We start from the raw sequence: 18,188 nt of genomic DNA, 5'->3' as shown, positions 1-18,188 counted from the left end.
CGCGCACTGCGCAGTTTCTGTTGACGAGTCTCAGACCCCTGTAAGGGCACCATGGACGAGTGCGCGCAGTTCCTTGCGCACCGGAATGGCGCTCGAGGGCAAGAGTTGCGTGAAGAGAATGACCACCATGTCGTCGACGGGACTCACCCAGAAGAAAGTGCCTGCCGCTCCGCCCCAGCCATAATCTCCGACCTGCGCCGAAATTTTTGCCTTGGCCGGATCAAGGACGACGGAGCCCAACAAACCGAACCCGATACCATCGAATTGGGTCTCGGCCCAAACTTCGGTTGCCAACGAGGCAAGATCTCCCGGCAGGTGATTGCACGCCGCCAATCTCAAAGTGCGCGGACCGAGGATGCGTTCGCCGTTGAGTTCGCCTCCAGCGCGTAGCATTTCGGCGAACCGCCAATAATCGTCGATGGTTCCGACGAGGCCGCCTCCGCCGCAGAACGTATCAACCTTGCCTTGCAGCCACGCCGAAATCTCCGGCGCTTCGTTCAATGCTATGCCTGCGGGGGTTACCTCATACTGCGGGGACAAGCGGCTCATCTCGGATTCCGGCACCGAGAAACCTGTGTCGGTCATACCGAGAGGCTCGAAGATCCGTGTTGCGAAATACTTGTCGAGCGTCATCCCCGAAACGACTTCCACGATACGGCCGATGACATCACTTCCGACGCTATATTGCCATCTCGTACCCGGCTCCCACTCCAACGGCAGCTCGGCGATCCGGCGCACCATCTTGTCGAGCCCACCATAGCCCTTGGCTAGGCCGAGCGCTTCTCTAGCATAAGCTTCACCGAGTAAGCGAGGGCCGGTAAAGAGGCTCAAACCCGATGTGTGGGTCAGTAGATGGTGGATCGTCGGCTTCGTCTTGACGGGCACCGTCTGGTCGAGCGAGGTCGCGCCCGGTATCAGAAGTTGCATATCTTTGAATTCCGGCAGATAGGCTTCGACCGGGTCGTCGAGATGCACGCGCGTTTGCTCGTACAGCATCAGCAGCGCGACCGCGGTGACAGGCTTGGTCATCGACCAGATGCGGGCGATGAGGTCACGCTGCCAAGGCCGCTTAGCTTCGACGTCGGCGTGCCCGGCGCATTCGAAAAAGGCGAGCTCTCCGTGGCGAGCGACGAGTACCGCACCGCCGGGCCAGCGCCCCGTGTCCGTGTAGCGCTGCATCCAATGCTTGAGTCGCGTCAGCCGTACCTTGTCGAAGCCGAGGTTCGCAGGATCACCAACCGGTTCGCTGTCCAAGGGGCTCATTGCGCCGATGTCCTCGTCGCCATCAAAGGCTAACTAGGCATCCTGCACGCTCTCCGCGCCATTGCCAACTATTGCTTGCTAGCTGCAAGCGAAAGGTCGCTCAGCCTCTTGGAGCGGGGCCGGTCGAGCCTCTGACGATGAACTCGACGCCCATCGTCTCGCGCCGCACCGCGCCGTCATGGTCGAGGATCATGCGCGCGGCGCGGCGGCCGATCTCGATGATCGGCTGGGCGATGGTCGTCAGCGGCGGCGTGGACAGCGCGCCGTCCGGCACGCCGTCGAAGCCGACGATGGAGACGTCGCCGGGAACGTTGAGGCCTCGGGCTTTCAGCCAGTCGATGGCTATCAGCGCCATGCGGTCCGACATCGCCAGGATGGCGGTCGGCGGCTCCTCCTTGGCAAAGATCGCCTCGAGGCCGGCCCTGGTGCTTTTGTCTTCGTTCTCAGTCTCGTAGACGGGGATCTTCGCCGTATCGATGCCGAAGCGGGAAAGCTCCTCGAAATAGCCGGCAAGGCGATCGCGCGTTCCGGTGTAGACTGCGCTGCGCACGGCTTCCGGCGTGGCGAAGCCGGTGCGATTGTCGGCAAAGCCGAGCGACAGCACGGCGAAGCGGCGATGGCCGAGCTCGGCGAGATGGCGCGCGGCGAGCCTCGCGCCGGCGACATTGTCGACGCCGATGGCCGATACCGTTTCGTCCTGGAAGCCGAGTTCCAGCGCAACGAAAGGCAGCCTGCGCTCGCGCGTCAGGTCGACAAGGCGAGAACCGCCTTCGATGCAGAACAGCACGAAACCGTCGACGAGCGCGCTCTGGATGTTCCAGGCGAGCTTTTCCTGGTTGGCGGCCGAGACCAGCGCGATGCCCGCGCCGGTGGCGTCGCAGGCCTGCGAAATGCCGGCCATCATCACGCGGGCGAACGGATCGTCGAAGAAGTAGGAGAGGGGCTCGGTGGTGGCGACGCCGATGGCGTTGACCTTGCCGGCGCGCAGCAGGCGGCCTTTCGGGTCCGGGCCGGCATAACCCATCTGCTCAGCGACCGCCTTGACCCGTTCCCGCACTTCGGCGCGCACGATCTCGGGGCGGCTGAAAACGTTCGAGGCCGTGCCATGCGAGACGCCGGCGGCCTTGGCGATGTCGGCCAGCCTGATCGGTCTTGCCTGGCCTTCGAGGAGTGATGCCATGTCGTTCCTCCGAATCCGGTCACGCGACGAACATGACCGCTGAATTGTCGCAGGTCATCTAACATTTTTGTTGGATCGATTCAAATTTCAGCTTGACTTGAGGTGGATGAGGCCTATGATTTGAATCGATCCAAGTCCCATATATGGCGGGTTTCGACAGGAGGGTGCCGTGCATCCGGTGAGCTATTTGTTCGAGGACATCTACCGCGACGACTGGGGCATCGCCTCGGTCGCCGCCAGCGAGAAACGCCGGGGCAGATTGGGCCCGTGGAAGCGCGCGCCGCGCTTTCTCGTGGAGCGCAAGCGCGGCTGACCCACGGTCATATTTTACGCCGGCGTATTGGATCGATTCAATAGAAGGAGAACGTGGTCATGCATCCGATCGGCCATCTGTTTCAGGACATCTACCGCAACTATTGGGGCATCACGCCCGGAACCGAGCAGCCTGAACGGCGTCGCGTGGACGGATTGCCGGTGCGCCAGCGCAAGCGGCGTTTCGGGCAAAGGTAGGTCAGGGCAAAGATAGGTCAGGGTCGCGGGCGCCACAGCGCCGAGACGGCGATCGCCACCCAGCCGGCGATCAACAAGGTGCCTCCGATCGGCGCCGACATCGGGAACAGCCGCGAGCCGAGAAAATCGCGGGCGAGCAGATCGCCGCAGAACAGAAGCAGGCCCGCGAGCAGGACGAGGCTGGCGATCCTGAGGCAGCGGTTGCCGCCGGCAAGGCCGATGACGAGGAACGCCGGCGCATGCATCAGCAGGAAGTTGGCCGCCGTGCCGGTGAAGGCGCCGCCGCGATGCGCGGCCGCCGCCGACAACGCCACGCCGGCCGCGCCGACGAGGCCGGCTGCCAGCACGAGGACGCGGCTCCCGCCGCCTGATGCCTGGGCCGTAAGACTCATCTTGGATGCTCCATGCTGCGGTTGGGCGATGTGCCGGTCAGGACTCGCCGGCTTCAAGCAGCATATGCCGTGCCCGCCGCGACTGGACAATCCAGTTATAGACCGCGCCGAGCGCCATCAGCACCGATGTGCCCAGAAAGACCGAGCGCATGCCGAAATGGCCGCCGACGTAGCCGCCGGACAGCGGTCCCGCGACCTGGCCGACATATTGCGCCGAGATCGCCAGGCCAAGCACATTGCCGCCGATCCCGTCGGGGATGTTGTGGCGGATAACGCTGGTGATGCAGGGCAACAGTCCGCCCAGCGCCAGTCCCATCAGGAAGCGCAGGCCGATCAATTGCCAGCCATTGGTGACGAAGGCCTGCGGAATGAGCAGCAAGGCCGAGACAGCAAGGGCGCCGACCACGACGTTCCAGTGGCCGACGCGGTCGGCGAGTTTTCCCAGCCAGGATGAGGACAGGATGGTGCCGAGCGCAGCCGCGGACATGACGACGCCGGCGACCATGGTGACCTTGCTCTGGTCCTCGACGAGCTGCTGCACATAGACGGTGATGATCGGCTCGATCGACATGGTGGCGAAGGCGAGCAGCATGCCGGTGGTCAGCATGGCGATGATCGGCCGCTTGTCGGGAATCTGCGACCAGCCGCTTTTCGGCTTCGCCGTCGAGGCGGGCTTGGGCGCCGGCGGATTCTCCTTGATCAGGAAAGTCGTCGCCAGGAAGGCCAGGAAGATGACGGCGCCGGACAGCAGGAAGGTCGCGCGGATGCCGATCAGCGGCGGCAGCAGCCCACCGAGCAGCGGTCCGACCAGCGAGCCCGCCGTGATGCCCGCCGCCAGCACGCCCAGCGCCCAACCCGAACGCTCCTTCGGCGTCTGCATAGCCACCAGAATTGTCGAACCTGACGAATAGCCACCGGCAAAACCGATCAGCAGCCGAAGCAGCACCAGCTGCCACACACTTTGGACCATGCCGGTCAGCGACATGCAGATCGCCATGCCGAACGAAGCGCGCACCAGCATCAGTTTGCGGCCGTAGCGGTCGCCCAGTCGTCCCCACAAGGGCGCGACCAGTGCTGCCGCGAAGAAGGTCGCACCATAGGCGATACCCGACCACTGCACGATGGCCGCGTGGCCCTCGGCGCCGAGTTGCTCGACGTAAAGTGGCAGGAACGGCAACAGCAGCGTCATGGCGATAAGCGTGCTGAACGAGCCGGCGAAGCAGACGGCGAGGTTGCGCCGCCAATGGATGTTGAAGCCGCTCTGTTCGGATTCGTTGGACGTCATGTCAGGCATGCCAATGCTGGGGTTGTTGCGGATACCGATTTGGGATACCAAGCTGGTATTCGTCATGGACCTGACATTAGCCGCTGTCAATGCGGCGTTGGAAAACGGAACGACAATGTCGCAGATGCAAAATGTCGAAAGGCAGCTTCGCGAGATGATCCTCGGGCTGGAGATCGGCCCGGGCGAACGTTTGACCGAACGCTGGATCGAGAGCCAGTTCGGCGCTTCGCGCACGCCGGTGCGGGCGGCGCTGCTGCGCCTGGAAACGGAAGGGCTGGTCGGCCGCGATGGCCGCGGCTGGACGGTGGCGCCGATCAACCTCGCGGAGCTCGGACAGATCGCCGTCTACCGCGAGGCTGTCGAGGTCGCGGCGGTTCGCCTGACGGCGGCGCTCGACGACCGCGGCGGCATCGAGGTGATCGCGGCGATGCTCGATTCCTGCGATGCCGAGACGCCGCGCGAGGAGTGGCATCGCGTCGGCCTGGATTTCCACATCGAATTGGCAAGGCTTTCCGGCAACGAGTTTCTGCTCAGGGCCGTTCGCGATGCAATGACCAGGCTGTCGCGGGCACGCTGGCTGGAGGTGCGCGATGAGAAGGCCCTCGGCCGCGCCTGGACCGAACATCATGCCATCCTCGCCGCCGTCAGGAGCGGCGATGCCGAGCAAGCGGCGCGGCTGCTTTCCGCTCACATCGCCGGCAGCCGCGATCGGCTGGTCACCTCACTGCATGACGACCGGCGCGGTCTGCGCGCAAGAGGGTTCGCCGTCGTCGCAGCGTAAGGTCCTGTGGGGTCATTCGCATTAGCGGGCTTGCAACATGGCTGGGAGAATGCTGTAGGAGACGAGGGGGATGAAGGCCGACTACCATTGACCATCTTGCTGAACTCGCGGACGCATGGCCACACTCTCACGAACCGCCGCAAAGCTGTTCTACTACGCGCGCAATTTCGCGCGTGACCGCGCACCGCAATCCCTGTTCCGCGACCGCCTGGCCAGCAGGCTCGAGCAGGCCAGGCTTTCGGGCAAGACGGTTCGCGAGCGACTGAACTACTACAACAAACTGCAACACCCGTTCGTGACCAGTCCGGACGCCATAGCTGTCGGCAAGCTGCCGTCCGCTTCCAGCATGTATTATTACGACCTCAAGGAATTCGCCCGCTATTTCGATCCCGGCCTGCTGATCGATTTCGAATTCGGCGACGTCGTCGGCGTTCCGGAGGTACCGAGGATCGTCAAGGACCGGCCCATCGGCGACGACAACGCGAACGGCGTGCTGATGAAGCTGAACAAGTTCCGTCACTTCTACATGCCGCCCGACAAGCTGTCTTTCGCCGACAAGCGCCCGATGGTGGTCTGGCGCGGTCACCTCAACAATCCGCTTCGCACCCGATTCGTGGAAAAGGCCGCCGAGCTGCCGATTTGCGATGCGGGTTCCCACAGGGCCGACGCGCCGGATGGGTACCGCAAGCCGTTCCTGAACATCGAGCAGCAGCGGCAGTATCGCTACATCGTCTCGCTCGAAGGCAATGACGTCGCGACAAACCTGAAATGGATCATGAGCTCCAATTCGCTCTGCCTGATGCCGGAGCCGACCTACGAAACCTGGTTTGCGGAAGCCCAGGTCGAGCCCAATGTCCACTACGTGCCGCTGCGGCAGGACTTCTCCGACCTGGTCGACAAGGTGGCCTATTTCGAAAAGCATCCCGCCGAGGCGGGGCGGATAACCGCCGCCGCCAACGCCTATTGCCGCAAATTCGGCAATGAACAGGACGAGCAGGCGATCTCGCTGCTCGTCCTCTATAAATATTTCGTGCTGAGCGGACAGATAAAGCCCGACCCGGAAGTCTGGCGCTTTATCACCGGCTGACTGTTTTAGGCATGCGAGCGGTCGAGCACCTTATCGGCCGGTCCGAACCGGTCCCTGGCGGTGAACTGCTGGTGCCAGTAGGGATAAAGCACCGGCGGTCGGCTAACCACGTCAAGGCGCTGCCGTTCTTCTTCGCTGAGCGACAGGCTGGCCGCGGCGAGATTGTCCTTGAGCTGCGCCTCGTTGCGGGCGCCGATCACCAGCGAGCTTACGGCCGGACGTCCAAGCAGCCAGGCAAGCGCGACTTGCGCTCCCGACACCCCTCGCGCGTTGCCGATGTCGACCAGCACGTCGACGATGCGCCACAGGCGGTCCTCGTCGCGGATCGGCGGTTCCTTCCAGCCGCCAAGCTGGCGCGCGGTCGGGCTGTCGCGACGGTATTTGCCGGAGAGCAGCCCGCCGGCCAGCGGGCTCCAGACCAGCACGCCGAGGCCCTGGTCGACCGAGATCGGCAGCAATTCGTATTCGGCCTCGCGCGCTTCCAGCGTGTAGTGGATCTGCTGGGTGACGAAACGGGCCTGATGGCGGCTGTCGCTGACGGCAAGAGCCTTCATCACCTGCCAGCCCGAGTAGTTGGAGCAGCCGATGTAGCGGATCTTGCCCTGGTTGACCAAGGTGTCGAGCGCCGCGATCGTCTCCTCGACCGGGGTGAGGCCGTCCCATTGATGGACGAAATAGACGTCGATGACGTCGGTCTTGAGCCGCTTCAGGCTCTTTTCGCATTCGCGGATCAGATGGTGGCGCGACAGGCCCTCGTCATTGGGGCCGGTGCCGATACGCATGCGCGCCTTCGAGGCGATCAGCACATCGTTCTTGCGCTTGCCGCCAAGCGCCTCGCCGATGATCTCTTCCGACAAGCCGTTGGAATAGACATTGGCGGTGTCGATGAGGTTGATGCCGGCATCGATGCAGGTGTCGATGATGCGTCTGGCTTCCGCGAGATCCGAATTGCCGACGGCGGCGAACGGACCGGTGCCGCCGAAGGTCATGGTGCCAAGCGTCAATGTCGAGACTTTCAAGCCGGATCGGCCCAGCGTGCGGTATTCCATGTCAGTCCTCGCAATTTGTTTGAAAGAAGCGCCGTGGCGAGCGCTGGAAGAGGCGAGGGGATTTGTAGGACAATTCGCGCCGCTTGTCGCCCTGCTGTCGATACGGACCGATCACATATCTTCGAGGTTTGCGACGGGCGATTGCAATAAAACCGTCATTGCGCCTCTGTATCTCAGTCGGCTTACGGAGTGTCCGGCCGGAGCCGATTCCGAAGCGATGATGGCCGACAGGCAGACGGAGCTGCGCGATGAATGAACTGAAATCGAATTCCGGGGCGAAGGACTGGCTCGAAGCCGAACTCGAGGACACGCTCGACGAAGACTATGAGCTGGAGCTTTCCGAGCCGGCGCTCTCGCTCGAGATCGCCAAGATCTACAAGAAATCGCATCCGCCCTCCATGGAGCGCATGACCTATTTCCGCGAGTTGCTCAGGTTGCAGTCCGAGCTGATCAAGCTGCAGTCCTGGGTCGCCTACCACAAGAAGAAGCTGGTGGTGATCTTCGAGGGCCGCGATTCTGCCGGCAAGGGCGGCGTCATCAAGCGCATCACGCAGCGGCTGAACCCGCGCATCGCCCGCGTCGTGGCGTTGCCGGCGCCGACCGAGCGCGAGAAGTCGCAGTGGTATTTCCAGCGCTACGTGCCGCATCTGCCCGCGGGCGGCGAGATCGTGCTGTTCGACCGCTCCTGGTACAACCGCTCCGGCGTCGAGCGGGTGATGGGCTTTGCCAATGGGGACCAGGTCGAGGAGTTCTTCCACGACGTGCCGGAATTCGAGCGCATGCTGGTCCGTTCCGGCATCACGCTGGTGAAATACTGGTTCTCGATCACCGACGAAGAACAGCAGATGCGCTTCCTGATGCGCATCCACGATCCGATGAAGCAGTGGAAGCTGTCGCCCATGGACCTGCAGTCGCGCGTGCGCTGGGAGCAGTACACCAAGGCCAAGGAAGAGACCTTCGCACGCACCAACATTCCGGAAGCGCCCTGGTTCATCGTCGAGGGCAACGACAAGAAGCGCGCGCGGCTGAACTGCATCGACCACCTGTTGCAGCAGATGCCGTATGAAGAGGTGCCGCACGAGGAGATTTCGCTGCCGGAGCGTGTCTTCAACCCGCAATACGAGCGCCAGGTTCTGCCGCGCGACCTCTACGTGCCGGAGAAGTATTGAGGCGCCTCTTCCTTCTCCCCGTAAACGGGGAGAAGGTGCCCGAAGGGCGGATGAGGGGCGGCGCCGACGTGGGCGGTTGAAATCCCATTCGCCGCAAGGGCAGGTGCCACAGGTGCTTGGCCAACCTCTAACCGGCAGCGCTGCCCCTCATTGCCCTACCGGGCATTTCTCCCCGTGAACGGGGAGAAAGAGCTACTTCGCCTACACCCGCCCGATCATCACATGCGTCGCATCGGCGGTCGCCACCTGCCCGGTACAGCGGTATCCCAGCTTCAGCATGTCGAGCCCGGCGAACAGATGCTCGCCCGAGCCGAGCAGGAGCGGCGAGACAACCAGATGCATCTCGTCGATGAGCTTCTCCTGCAGATATTGACGGACGGTCGAAACGCCGCCGCCGACGCGCACATCCTTGTCGCCGGCAACTGCCTTCGCCTGTTTGAGCGCCGACTGGATGCCGTCGGCGACGAAGTAGAAGGTCGTGCCGCCTTCCATCTCGATCGGCGCGCGCTTGTGATGCGTCAGAATAAAGGTCGGCACGTGGTAGGGCGGGTTGGGGCCCCACCAGCCTTTCCAGTTGTCATCCGGCCATTCGCCGCGGCTCGGCGCGAACATGTTGCGACCGAGGATCCAGGCGCCGACATTCTCAAAACTGCGCACGGCAAACTCGTCATCGGTATCCGTCGTCCCGCCATCCTTGCCGATCATCTGTTGGAACGAGCGGGTTTTGATCATCCATTTGTGCAGATTTTCGCCGCCCACGCCGAGCGGGTTGGCGAGGCTCTGGTCGGGGCCGGCGCCGTAGCCGTCGAGCGACAAGGTGAAAGCGTTGACACGCAGCCTGGACATCATTGCCTCCTAAACCAGTTGTAATTTGCAAGCGGTTGTTAGGTAGCTTGGCTGATTGCGAAATGCAAGCGGTATTTTTCCGGTGCGATCGATTTAGGCGATGCCATCCAGGGCCGCAATGATCTCTGCGATGATCGGCTTGGTCTGACGCGGTGCCATCAAAATACGCGCACGGCCGATCGTTCGATATCAGCCTTCAACATCGGATGAAGACTGTCCCGTGTGGTGATGTCGACTTCGGCCGACATCTTCTCTTCGAGAAATTGTTTGATGACGACGAGGTCGATCAAGGAAAAGCGCCGCGCCGGATCATAGTCTATGAAGAGATCGAGATCGCTGTCCGGCGTGCGTCGCCGCGGGCGGCCGATCCAAACAGATAGAGCGAAGTCGCGCCCATGCCCCTGATGGCATCTGCGTTCTCCCGTAACCGTTCGATGACTTCATTCCTGCTCATGGATGCATTCTAACGAATCCCGTTAGAATTCCAAAATCGCGAAGCAGCCCTAGCCCTTCAGCATCTGCGCCACCACGGGCGCGAAATAGGTCAGCACGCCGTCGCAGCCCGCCCGCTTCAGCGCAAGCAGCGATTCCAGCATCGCCTTCTCGCCGTCGATCCAGCCATTGGCGGCGGCCGCCTTGATCATCGAATATTCGCCCGACACCTGATAGGCGAAGGTCGGCATCTGCAGCTCGTCCTTCAGCCGGCGGATGATGTCGAGATAGGGCAGGCCCGGCTTCACCATCAGCATGTCGGCGCCTTCGGCGAGGTCCTGTTCGGCCTCGCGCACCGCCTCGTCCGAATTGGCGTGGTCGATGTAGTAGGTCTTCTTGTCGCCCTTGAGCAGGCCGGCGGTGCCGACCGCCTCGCGATAGGGACCGTAGAAGGCCGAGGCGAATTTCGTCGCATAGGACATGATCGCCACGTCCTGAAAACCGTTGGCGTCGAGCGCGTCGCGGATGGCGCCGATGCGGCCGTCCATCATGTCCGACGGCGCGATGATATCGGCGCCCGCCGCCGCCTGGATGACGGCCGCGGCCGCGACCTGCTCCACCGTCTCGTCATTGACGATGACGCCGTCGCGCAGGATGCCGTCATGGCCATGGCTGGTGAACGGGTCGAGCGCCGCGTCGGTGATGATGCCGATCTCCGGCACCGCGTCCTTGATGGCGCGCGTGGCGCGGTTGATGACATTGTCCGGATCGAGGATGTGCGAGCCGGTCTGGTCGCGTAGCGCAAGCTCGACATTGGGGAAGGTGGCGATGGCCGGGATGCCGAGCTTGGCCGCGCGCTCGGCTTCCTTCACCGCGAGGTCGATGCTCAGGCGATAGACGTCGGGCATGGCTGCGATCGGCTCGCGCGTGTTCTTGCCGTCGACGACGAAGATCGGCCAGATCAGGTCGTTCACCGAAAGCTGGTTCTCCTGCACCAGCCGGCGCGACCAGTCGGCCTTGCGCATGCGCCTGAGCCGCCGGCTGCCGGTGATCTCGTCGACGCTGCGCGCGCCGGCAGGTTTTGCGGGGGTGAATTTGTTCATGGCCGAAAACTCTCTTTTGGGCCGGCTTTTACCACGCGTCTCCGCCCCTGACCAATGCGACACGATTGTGCCAAGCACGCGCCAAGGCAGGGCAGGTCGATATTCAGGTGATGCCGGTCTGCAAATGGTGGGTTCCGAGAACCGGAGCGGAGCGTACTTTTCGTACGTGAGCACCGGAAGCGCAGGAAGCCGCCATTTGCAGACCGGCATCACCTGAATATCGACCTGCCCTAAGGTTGTCCGTGCCCTGACAAGATCTGCGCCGCGCCCCTGATCGCGACCCGGAACGCCTCGTCGAAGCTAACGCCGCGCGCCTGCCAGCGATAGGTCTTGCCGTGGTCGGCCAAGCGCCAGTCGGCGACCCAGCCGAGTTCCTTCTCGCTCCACACGATGCTGCCGGCGAGCGCCCGGGCCGCTCCCGCTTTTTTCGCGAGCTTGTCGAGCCGTGCCATATCGGCCCCCGAAAGCGCCTTCTCACCGAGGCCGCCAAGCTGTCCGGCCTTTGGAAAGATGACGCGCATCAGCATCGGATCGGTCGCATTGGCGAAGGATTCACGCATCGTCTTGCCCTGGTCCTCATCCGCCGTCAGCACGAAATGCCGCGCGCCCTGCTCGGCGGTCATGAAGACGGCAATCGGCGACCGCTCGCCGAGCCATGGCCTGCTGCCGAGCTGCGCCAGAAGCTTGTTGACCACGGCCGGCTTGTAGAGGCAGGTCAGGTCGTGCGGCCGGTCATGCGTGCCTTGCTCGTCATGGATCGGAATGCCTTCCAGCCGATCATGATAGCGGAAGGATTGAACGAAATGACCGGCCTTGTCGCGCAGCGCCAATATCTCCGGTTTCTGCGTCAGGCGCTGGTCGCCCGAGACCTTGACCAGCACCTTGTCGAGGCATTCGCGAAAGCCGATCTGCCGGTTGACCTCTCCGGTGCCGGTGACGATCGCCTGCGCTTGGTAAAGGTCGTTGGTCGTCGCGGCATGCGCGGCAACCCCCAATGCGAGGAGACCGACCAATCCAACCACGAAGCGAGAAATTCCAGGCATGTCGGTCTGCTCGAAACCTGTCGGGGCGCGGGCGTGGTGCTTTGCCGGTTACCTAACATCTGGCGCGGCCGCCCGCTAGCGCAAGGACCGCCACCATTGACGCGTTCTCATGCCGCCTTTAGCACTTCTCCGCCCGCAGGCGCGGGGGAGGATTCTCTCATTATGGATTTTGGCGGAGGCGACGAGATCCGCTTCGAGCGGCTGGGCAGAGCGGGCGTGGTCACCTTGACCCGGCCCAAGGCGCTCAACGCCGTCACGCACAACATGGTCAAGGCGCTCGGCAGGGCGCTCGACGTCTGGGAGCAGGATGCGGGCGTCGGCGTCGTCGTCGTCAAGGCCGAGGGCAGGGCGTTTTCCGCCGGCGGTGATATCCTGCACATCTATGAGGCCGGCCGGGCCGGCAGGCCGCCGGTCGACTTCTTCGCCGACGAGTACCGGCTCAACGCCCGCATCGCGCGCCTCAAGAAGCCCTATGTCGCGCTGATCGACGGCATCGTCATGGGCGGCGGTGTCGGCATCTCCTTCCATGGGTCGCATCGTGTGCTGACCGAAAACGCGCAATTCGCCATGCCCGAGGTCGGCATCGGCTTCTTCCCCGATGTCGGCGCCAGCCACTTGCTGCCCGATCTCGGCGGCTCTTTCGGCATGTATCTCGGGCTGACGGGAAATCGCATCCGCCATGGCGATGCGCTGTGGTCGGGGCTGGCCACCCACACGATCAAGGCCGAGGACCAGGCGGGCTTGCTCGATGAGCTGGCGACAAGCGGCGACGCCAATGCGGAGCTGCGCGATTTCTTCGTGCCGGCCAAACGCGAGACCGAGCGGCAGGACCTGGAAGCGATCGCGCGCCATTTTTCGCAGAGCTCGCTCGGCGGCGTCATCGACAGCCTGGAGCGGGCAGGGGCGGAGGATGCTTTTGCCGCAAAGACGCTGGCGACGCTGAAAACCCGCTCGCCGACCAGCCTCAACGTCGCCTGGCGCCAGATCAGCGCGGGATCGACGCTGTCGATGGACGAATGCATGAAGATGGAGTTCCGCATCCTCAACCGCATGCTGGCCGGCCATGATTTCTATGAAGGCATCCGCGCCGCCATCATCGAGAAGGGCTCGACACCCGAATGGCGGCCGGCGGGCCTGGATGAGGTCAGTGCTGCCGACATCGACGCCTATTTCGCGCCGCTCGGGGATAAGGAACTCGCGCTGTGAGCGAGGTCACCTCCAGGCGCGTGGTGCTGCAGCCTTCGACCACCGAAGTCATCTTCGCCTGGTTCCAGCGCGTCATCGCCGGCTACTGCCTTTTGTTCGGCATCCTCTACTGGATCCGCCTGATCGGCATCTATCCGGGCGAGTTGTGGCGCTTCGACCTGATGCCGGTGCATTGGCAGGTGGCGGCGGCGACGCTTGCCGTCTTCTTCCCATTCGCCGCGGCGGGCCTGTGGATGCTGGCGTCCTGGGGGCCGGTGATCTGGTTCATCTGCGCGGTGACCGAGACGGTGATGTATGCCGGTTTCCCCGACCTCTTCGGCCACCGCATCCTGATCGTCGTCTCGCATGCCTGCGTGGCCTTGCTCTACATCGTCTTTCGCGTCACCATATGGCTGCAGAAGCGCCAGCTCCGCCAATGAGCATGATGCCGAAAAGTGTGAAGTGGTTTTCGGACGACATCATGCTCCACTCATAGAGCCGGCCGAAGACGGGCCTCCCGGGCCGATTTCCGAGCCCGGTTTTCCCCAAAATCCATTGGCTAAATCTTTAGGTTAATTGTTCTTGCTCGGGTGACCGATCGTTAAGCGTCTTCCGAAACCTCTTACCGGTAAGCTCTTGTTAGCCCTGGCGTTTAAGTCGAATTTTATGAGTATTCGATAGTGTCGCGATCAAGGTGAAAAACAAAAAATCACCAAGGCGACAAACGAGAGGCAAAGACAATGATCAATTCGCGTCCGGCGGCGAAGACCGCAAACGTATCCGACGATCGCCGCGAGGCTATCCGCTCGCTGTACATGGAATCGCTGCAGCTGGTGGAGCGTCTGCACCGCCGCCTGCTTGACGTGATCAAGGACGAGTTCGACCGCAACGGCCGTTCCGACATCAACGCCATCCAGGCGCTGCTGCTCTTCAACATCGGCAACTCCGAGCTGACCGCCGGCGAGCTGCGCTCGCGTGGCTATTATCTCGGCTCGAACGTCTCCTACAATCTGAAGAAGCTGGTCGATCTCGGCTTCATCAACCACCAGCGCTCGCGCATCGACCGCCGTTCGGTCCGCGTCTCGCTGACGCCGAAGGGCAACGAGGTGGCCGACGTCGTCGCCGGCCTCTACGAGCGCCATGTCGGCTCGATCGAGGCGGTCGGCGGCATCAACACCGACGAATTCAAGCAGATGAACCGCGCGCTGCAGCGGCTCGATCGCTTCTGGAACGATACGATCGCTTACCGGATGTAAGAGCTACGAACTGGAACGGGAAGCCGCGCCGAAGAAGTGCGGCCCGGGGGAAAGAATAGGGAGGGGCCGGTGCCGAAACGCGCCGGTCCTTTTCTTTTTTGCGAAGGCAGGCAACCGCGGAAAGCGCTGATGCAGAAAAGCATCGGTATTTTTTCCTTCATTGCGCCACCACAACCAAATCGCGGGCCAAGGCCACGTTGCCGCCATAATCGCGGGCAATGCGAAGTGTGGGTGATGCTGCGGGCCTATGCCCTGCGCTCCTTGGAACCTGGGTGGCGGCAGCGCGTTTCTGGCAGCCGGCGATGCGGGTCATGGTTGGCGAATTGTTAAGTTCGCCGCCCCTAGAGTGCGGACAAGCCGCCCTGCAAGCGAGTTGAGCGAGAGCGATAAAGCAAGAATGTCTGCCATGAGAACCAGCCGCCGTTTCTTCCTTACCGGAGCCTCCGCGCTCGCTGCTGCCGTGGTTGCCGGCCATGCCAGCGCGCAGGACGTGGTCGGGGACATCCTGAAATCCTCGACGCGTGGCAATTGGGACGACCAGTTCGACGCCCGCGCCAGCGACACCAACAAGGTCGCCTCGACGCTGCCGATCTTCAGCCAGCAGACGGTCGCCTTCACCGAGCAGGCGGTGGCGCAGTATCAGAACATCGTCTCCCAGGGTGGCTGGGAGCAGGTGCCGGCGACCAAGAAACTGCAGCTCGGCGACGACGATCCGGATGTCGTGCCGCTGCGCAAGCGGCTGATGGTCTCGGGCGACCTGCCGCAGAGCGCTGGCATTTCGACGGCCTTCGATTCCTATGTCGACTCGGCGGTCAAGCGCTTCCAGCTGCGTCATGGCCTGCCGGCAGACGGCGCCATGGGCAAATACACCTATACGGCGATGAACGTCTCGGCGCAGATCCGGCTCGGCCAGTTGCAGACCAATCTGCAGCGCCTGAAGGAGAAGGCCGGCACGCTCGGCAGCCGTTACGTGCTGGTCGACATTCCCGGCGCCCAGATCGAAGCGGTCGAGAACGAACGCGTCGTGCTTCGCCATACCGCGATCGTCGGCAAGATCGACCGCCAGACGCCGATCGTGAATTCGAAGATCAACGAGATCATCGTCAATCCGTACTGGAACGCGCCGGTCTCGATCGTGCGCAAGGACATCATTCCGCTGATGCGGAAGGACCCGAACTACCTCAAGGAGAGCCACATCCGGCTGTTCGCGCCCGACGGCAGCGAGGTCGATCCGATGAACGTCGACTGGTCGACGGACGATGCCGCGAAATACCGTTTCCGCCAGGATCCGGGCAGCAACAACGCCATGGCCTCGGTCAAGATCAACTTCCCGAGCCCGGACGGCGTCTACATGCACGACACGCCGCAGCAGAGCCTGTTCGGCAAGCTGATGCGCTTCGATTCCTCCGGCTGCGTGCGCGTCCAGAACGTGCGCGACCTCGTCACCTGGATCCTGCGCGACACGCCCGGCTGGGATCGCCAGCATTTCGAGGCGGCGATCAAGACCGGCGAGAACACGCCGATCCAGGTCGTCAATCCGGTGCCGGTGCACTTCCTCTATCTGTCGGCCTGGTCGACGGGTCCGGGCGTCGTGCAGTTCCGCGACGACATTTACGGCCTCGACGGCGCCCAGGAGCTGCAGATCAGCTCGGCTCAGTAAGTGTCTGATCTTGAATGCAAAAAGGCCGCTCTTGCAGCGGCCTTTTTTGTTGGATGAGGCGCTGTCGGCCGCGGGTAGAGCCGCGTCTGCAGATAGGAGGCGCCGAATCCTGCATCGTCGCGAGAACGCCACGCTGGCGTCTTCGTCGGTAGGTGGCGCATACGCCGCTTCGACATGCGTCATCAATCGTGGCCGGCGGACGGCATTGCTGGACGGCGCGCGTTCAATTGCGCATGGTCGGATCAGATCAGCTCGGCATTTGGGCAACCGGAATCGTGCCATGGACGTCGCCGTCTTCATTCTCGTCGTGCTCGCCTTCGTCACCGTTTCCGGCGCGTTGGTGCGGCTGGTGCGCGTGCCGCTTCCGGTGCTGCAGATCGCGATCGGCGCCGCCCTGGCATGGCCAGCGCGTGGCTTCCATCTCGAAATCGATCCGGAACTGTTCCTGCTGGTGTTCATTCCCCCGCTGCTGTTTGGCGATGCGTTCTCGGCGCCGAAGCGCGAGCTCATAGCGTTGCGCGGCCCGATCCTCGACCTCGCCATCGGGCTCGTCTTCTTCACCATCGTCGGCTTCGGCTACGCCTTGCACTGGCTGGTGCCGAGCATTCCGCTGGTGGTCGCCTTCGCTTTGGCCGCCGTGCTGTCGCCGACCGACGCGGTCGCCGTTTCCTCGATCGTCGACCGCAATGTCGTCCCGGCCCGGCTGATGCACATATTGGAGGGCGAGTCGCTGCTCAACGACGCCTCCGGTCTGGTGATGTTCCGCTTCACGGTCGCGGCAGCGCTGACCGGCAGCTTTTCGTTTGCCGCGGCATCCCTGAGCTTTGTCTTTGCCGTGGCAATAGGCATCCTCGCCGGTGTCGCGGCGCTGTTCATCGCCGCGAAGTCGTTGCAGATCCTTGGCCGCATCACCAGCACACCGGCCGAAGCGCAGGTGCTGGTCATGGTGCTGCTGCCCTTCGTCGCCTATCTGATCGCCGAGCATTTCGGCGCTTCGGGCATTCTGGCGGCGGTCACGGCCGGCCTGCTGACAGGATACTCCGGCATCGTCCGCCACATGGCGGTCTCGGCGCGCATCCAGACGATCTCGCTCTGGTCAATGCTGATCTTCATGTTCAACGGCTCGCTGTTCATCCTGCTTGGCCTGCAATTGCCCGACATCATCCGCAAGGTGCCACCGGAGCTGACGACCCGGCACTGGCTGTTCGAGCCGGCATTGACCGTGCTGTTGCTCACGCTCTGCCTGATCGCCTTGCGCTTCGTCTGGGTCTGGATCGGCGATATCAGCGCTGTGCTCGCCGCGCGGCTTGGCAAGCGCAAGGCTGAACCCTTTGGTTTTCGTGTCCGGCTCGCCGGTTCGATCGCCGGCGTGCGCGGCGCGGTGACGCTGGCCGGCATCCTCTCCCTGCCGCTTACCTTGCAGGACGGCTCGCCGTTCCCGGCCCGCGACCTCGTCATCTTCCTTGCCGCCGGCGTCATCATCTGCTCGCTGGCGATCGCCAGCCTTGCCCTGCCGACGGTGGCGCGGGGCCTCGTCGAACCCGGCGAGCATCCGGGTGCCGCGGAAGAGCGCCGGGCCCGCGTCAGCGCCGCCAACGCGGCCATCGCCAGGATCGAAAACCTCGCCAGCGACGGCAATGAAGGAGAGGCGGCGGACATGAAGCTCGCCATCGCCGAGAGCGTCGCATCCATCTACCGGCGGCGCATCTCGCTTTCCGACGGCGCCGATGAAGCCCGCGCCGAGGCCCGCGAAACCGGGCGGATCGAGCTGGAACTCAGGCTTGCCGGCATCGAGGCCGAGCGCGCGGAACTTCAGGCCATGTTCCGCCGCGGCGACATCAACGACCACACGGCGCGCAAGCTGTTCACGGAAATCACCTTCTCCGAAGCGACCCTCAAGGGGCGCCTACCGCGGGATTAGTGCCGGTCGGCCAGTCTTGGCGCAAA

The 18,188-nt window shown here is 63.3% G+C and carries 18 protein-coding genes and 1 pseudogene; 10 read left to right on the top strand and 9 right to left on the bottom strand.

The genetic code is table 11. The features are described 5' to 3' along the window. Positions 1–30 precede the first annotated feature (30 nt). Together AC0YKC_RS05000 and AC0YKC_RS04995 are read right to left on the bottom strand one after the other, a co-directional pair. Positions 31–1,263 carry a serine hydrolase domain-containing protein gene (locus AC0YKC_RS05000; protein ID WP_488510344.1) on the bottom strand — a complete coding sequence of 411 codons (1,233 nt, stop codon included), beginning with the start codon at positions 1,261–1,263 and terminating at the stop codon, positions 31–33. A 100-nt stretch (positions 1,264–1,363) separates the two neighbouring features. Then, positions 1,364–2,443: a LacI family DNA-binding transcriptional regulator gene (locus AC0YKC_RS04995; protein ID WP_488510343.1), complete on the bottom strand. Its 1,080-nt coding sequence runs from the start codon at positions 2,441–2,443 to the stop codon at positions 1,364–1,366. Between the two features lie 169 nt (positions 2,444–2,612). Here AC0YKC_RS04995 and AC0YKC_RS04990 point away from each other — a divergent pair, with 169 nt between their 5' ends. Continuing rightward, positions 2,613–2,756: a hypothetical protein gene (locus AC0YKC_RS04990; RefSeq protein WP_320297298.1), complete on the top strand. Its 144-nt coding sequence runs from the start codon at positions 2,613–2,615 to the stop codon at positions 2,754–2,756. Positions 2,757–2,815: 59 nt separating this feature from the next. Continuing rightward, the gene (locus tag AC0YKC_RS04985; RefSeq protein WP_320297297.1) at positions 2,816–2,953 is read left to right on the top strand and encodes a hypothetical protein; all 138 of its coding nucleotides are present in this window, start codon (positions 2,816–2,818) and stop codon (positions 2,951–2,953) included. Positions 2,954–2,970: 17 nt separating this feature from the next. On the opposite strand, the gene AC0YKC_RS04980 is transcribed toward AC0YKC_RS04985, so the two are convergent. Continuing rightward, positions 2,971–3,345, bottom strand: a complete 375-nt coding sequence (locus AC0YKC_RS04980; RefSeq protein ID WP_488510342.1) for a DUF423 domain-containing protein — start codon at positions 3,343–3,345, stop codon at positions 2,971–2,973. Between the two features lie 37 nt (positions 3,346–3,382). Beyond that, positions 3,383–4,630 carry an MFS transporter gene (locus AC0YKC_RS04975; protein ID WP_488510341.1) on the bottom strand — a complete coding sequence of 416 codons (1,248 nt, stop codon included), beginning with the start codon at positions 4,628–4,630 and terminating at the stop codon, positions 3,383–3,385. A 115-nt stretch (positions 4,631–4,745) separates the two neighbouring features. Between AC0YKC_RS04975 and AC0YKC_RS04970 the strand changes: the two genes are divergently transcribed. Both AC0YKC_RS04970 and AC0YKC_RS04965 read left to right on the top strand, forming a co-directional pair. After that, positions 4,746–5,411, top strand: a complete 666-nt coding sequence (locus tag AC0YKC_RS04970; RefSeq protein WP_320297294.1) for a GntR family transcriptional regulator — start codon at positions 4,746–4,748, stop codon at positions 5,409–5,411. Between the two features lie 115 nt (positions 5,412–5,526). Continuing rightward, entirely contained in the window at positions 5,527–6,498 is a 972-nt protein-coding gene (locus AC0YKC_RS04965; protein ID WP_320297293.1) for a glycosyl transferase family 90, read from the top strand. A gap of 5 nt (positions 6,499–6,503) precedes the next feature. Here the strand turns inward: AC0YKC_RS04965 and AC0YKC_RS04960 are convergent, their stop codons facing one another. Further along, positions 6,504–7,547 (bottom strand): aldo/keto reductase, encoded by a 1,044-nt coding sequence (locus AC0YKC_RS04960; RefSeq protein ID WP_488510340.1) that lies wholly within the window; start codon positions 7,545–7,547, stop codon positions 6,504–6,506. Positions 7,548–7,795: 248 nt separating this feature from the next. Between AC0YKC_RS04960 and ppk2 the strand changes: the two genes are divergently transcribed. Further along, a complete protein-coding gene (gene ppk2 / locus AC0YKC_RS04955; protein WP_320297291.1) occupies positions 7,796–8,716 on the top strand; it encodes a polyphosphate kinase 2 in 921 nt (306 codons plus the stop codon). A 201-nt stretch (positions 8,717–8,917) separates the two neighbouring features. Here ppk2 and AC0YKC_RS04950 read toward each other — a convergent pair whose 3' ends face one another. From AC0YKC_RS04950 to AC0YKC_RS04935, 4 genes and pseudogenes are all read right to left on the bottom strand, one after another. Then, complete coding sequence (locus AC0YKC_RS04950; protein WP_488510339.1) at positions 8,918–9,562, bottom strand: dihydrofolate reductase family protein; 645 nt, start codon at positions 9,560–9,562, stop codon at positions 8,918–8,920. A 158-nt stretch (positions 9,563–9,720) separates the two neighbouring features. Beyond that, positions 9,721–10,016: pseudogene (locus AC0YKC_RS04945) on the bottom strand (nucleotidyltransferase family protein). A gap of 49 nt (positions 10,017–10,065) precedes the next feature. Then, the gene (hemB, locus tag AC0YKC_RS04940) at positions 10,066–11,097 is read right to left on the bottom strand and encodes a porphobilinogen synthase (RefSeq protein WP_488510338.1); all 1,032 of its coding nucleotides are present in this window, start codon (positions 11,095–11,097) and stop codon (positions 10,066–10,068) included. A gap of 230 nt (positions 11,098–11,327) precedes the next feature. Further along, positions 11,328–12,140, bottom strand: coding sequence for a DUF2066 domain-containing protein (locus AC0YKC_RS04935; RefSeq protein ID WP_488510337.1), 813 nt, complete (start codon positions 12,138–12,140; stop codon positions 11,328–11,330). Positions 12,141–12,302: 162 nt separating this feature from the next. On the opposite strand from AC0YKC_RS04935, the gene AC0YKC_RS04930 reads away from it, so the two are divergent. The 5 genes from AC0YKC_RS04930 (at position 12,303) to AC0YKC_RS04910 (ending at position 18,162) form a co-directional block, all read left to right on the top strand. Beyond that, a complete protein-coding gene (locus AC0YKC_RS04930; RefSeq protein ID WP_488510336.1) occupies positions 12,303–13,346 on the top strand; it encodes an enoyl-CoA hydratase/isomerase family protein in 1,044 nt (347 codons plus the stop codon). Beyond that, the gene (locus AC0YKC_RS04925; RefSeq protein WP_320297286.1) at positions 13,343–13,765 is read left to right on the top strand and encodes a DUF6163 family protein; all 423 of its coding nucleotides are present in this window, start codon (positions 13,343–13,345) and stop codon (positions 13,763–13,765) included. Before AC0YKC_RS04930 ends, AC0YKC_RS04925 begins: the two co-directional genes overlap by 4 nt. Positions 13,766–14,065: 300 nt before the next feature. After that, the gene (gene ldtR, locus AC0YKC_RS04920) at positions 14,066–14,581 is read left to right on the top strand and encodes a transcriptional regulator LdtR (RefSeq protein ID WP_040983294.1); all 516 of its coding nucleotides are present in this window, start codon (positions 14,066–14,068) and stop codon (positions 14,579–14,581) included. A gap of 406 nt (positions 14,582–14,987) precedes the next feature. Continuing rightward, complete coding sequence (locus AC0YKC_RS04915) at positions 14,988–16,241, top strand: L,D-transpeptidase family protein (RefSeq protein ID WP_488510335.1); 1,254 nt, start codon at positions 14,988–14,990, stop codon at positions 16,239–16,241. Positions 16,242–16,521: 280 nt separating this feature from the next. Further along, the gene (locus tag AC0YKC_RS04910) at positions 16,522–18,162 is read left to right on the top strand and encodes a Na+/H+ antiporter (RefSeq protein WP_488510334.1); all 1,641 of its coding nucleotides are present in this window, start codon (positions 16,522–16,524) and stop codon (positions 18,160–18,162) included. The last annotated feature ends 26 nt before the right edge of the window (positions 18,163–18,188 follow it).

It is taken from the genome of Mesorhizobium sp. CNPSo 4661, from assembly GCF_057784215.1.
Note: the sequence above shows the minus strand (reverse complement) of the source record. Positions and strands in the feature narration are given on the sequence as shown.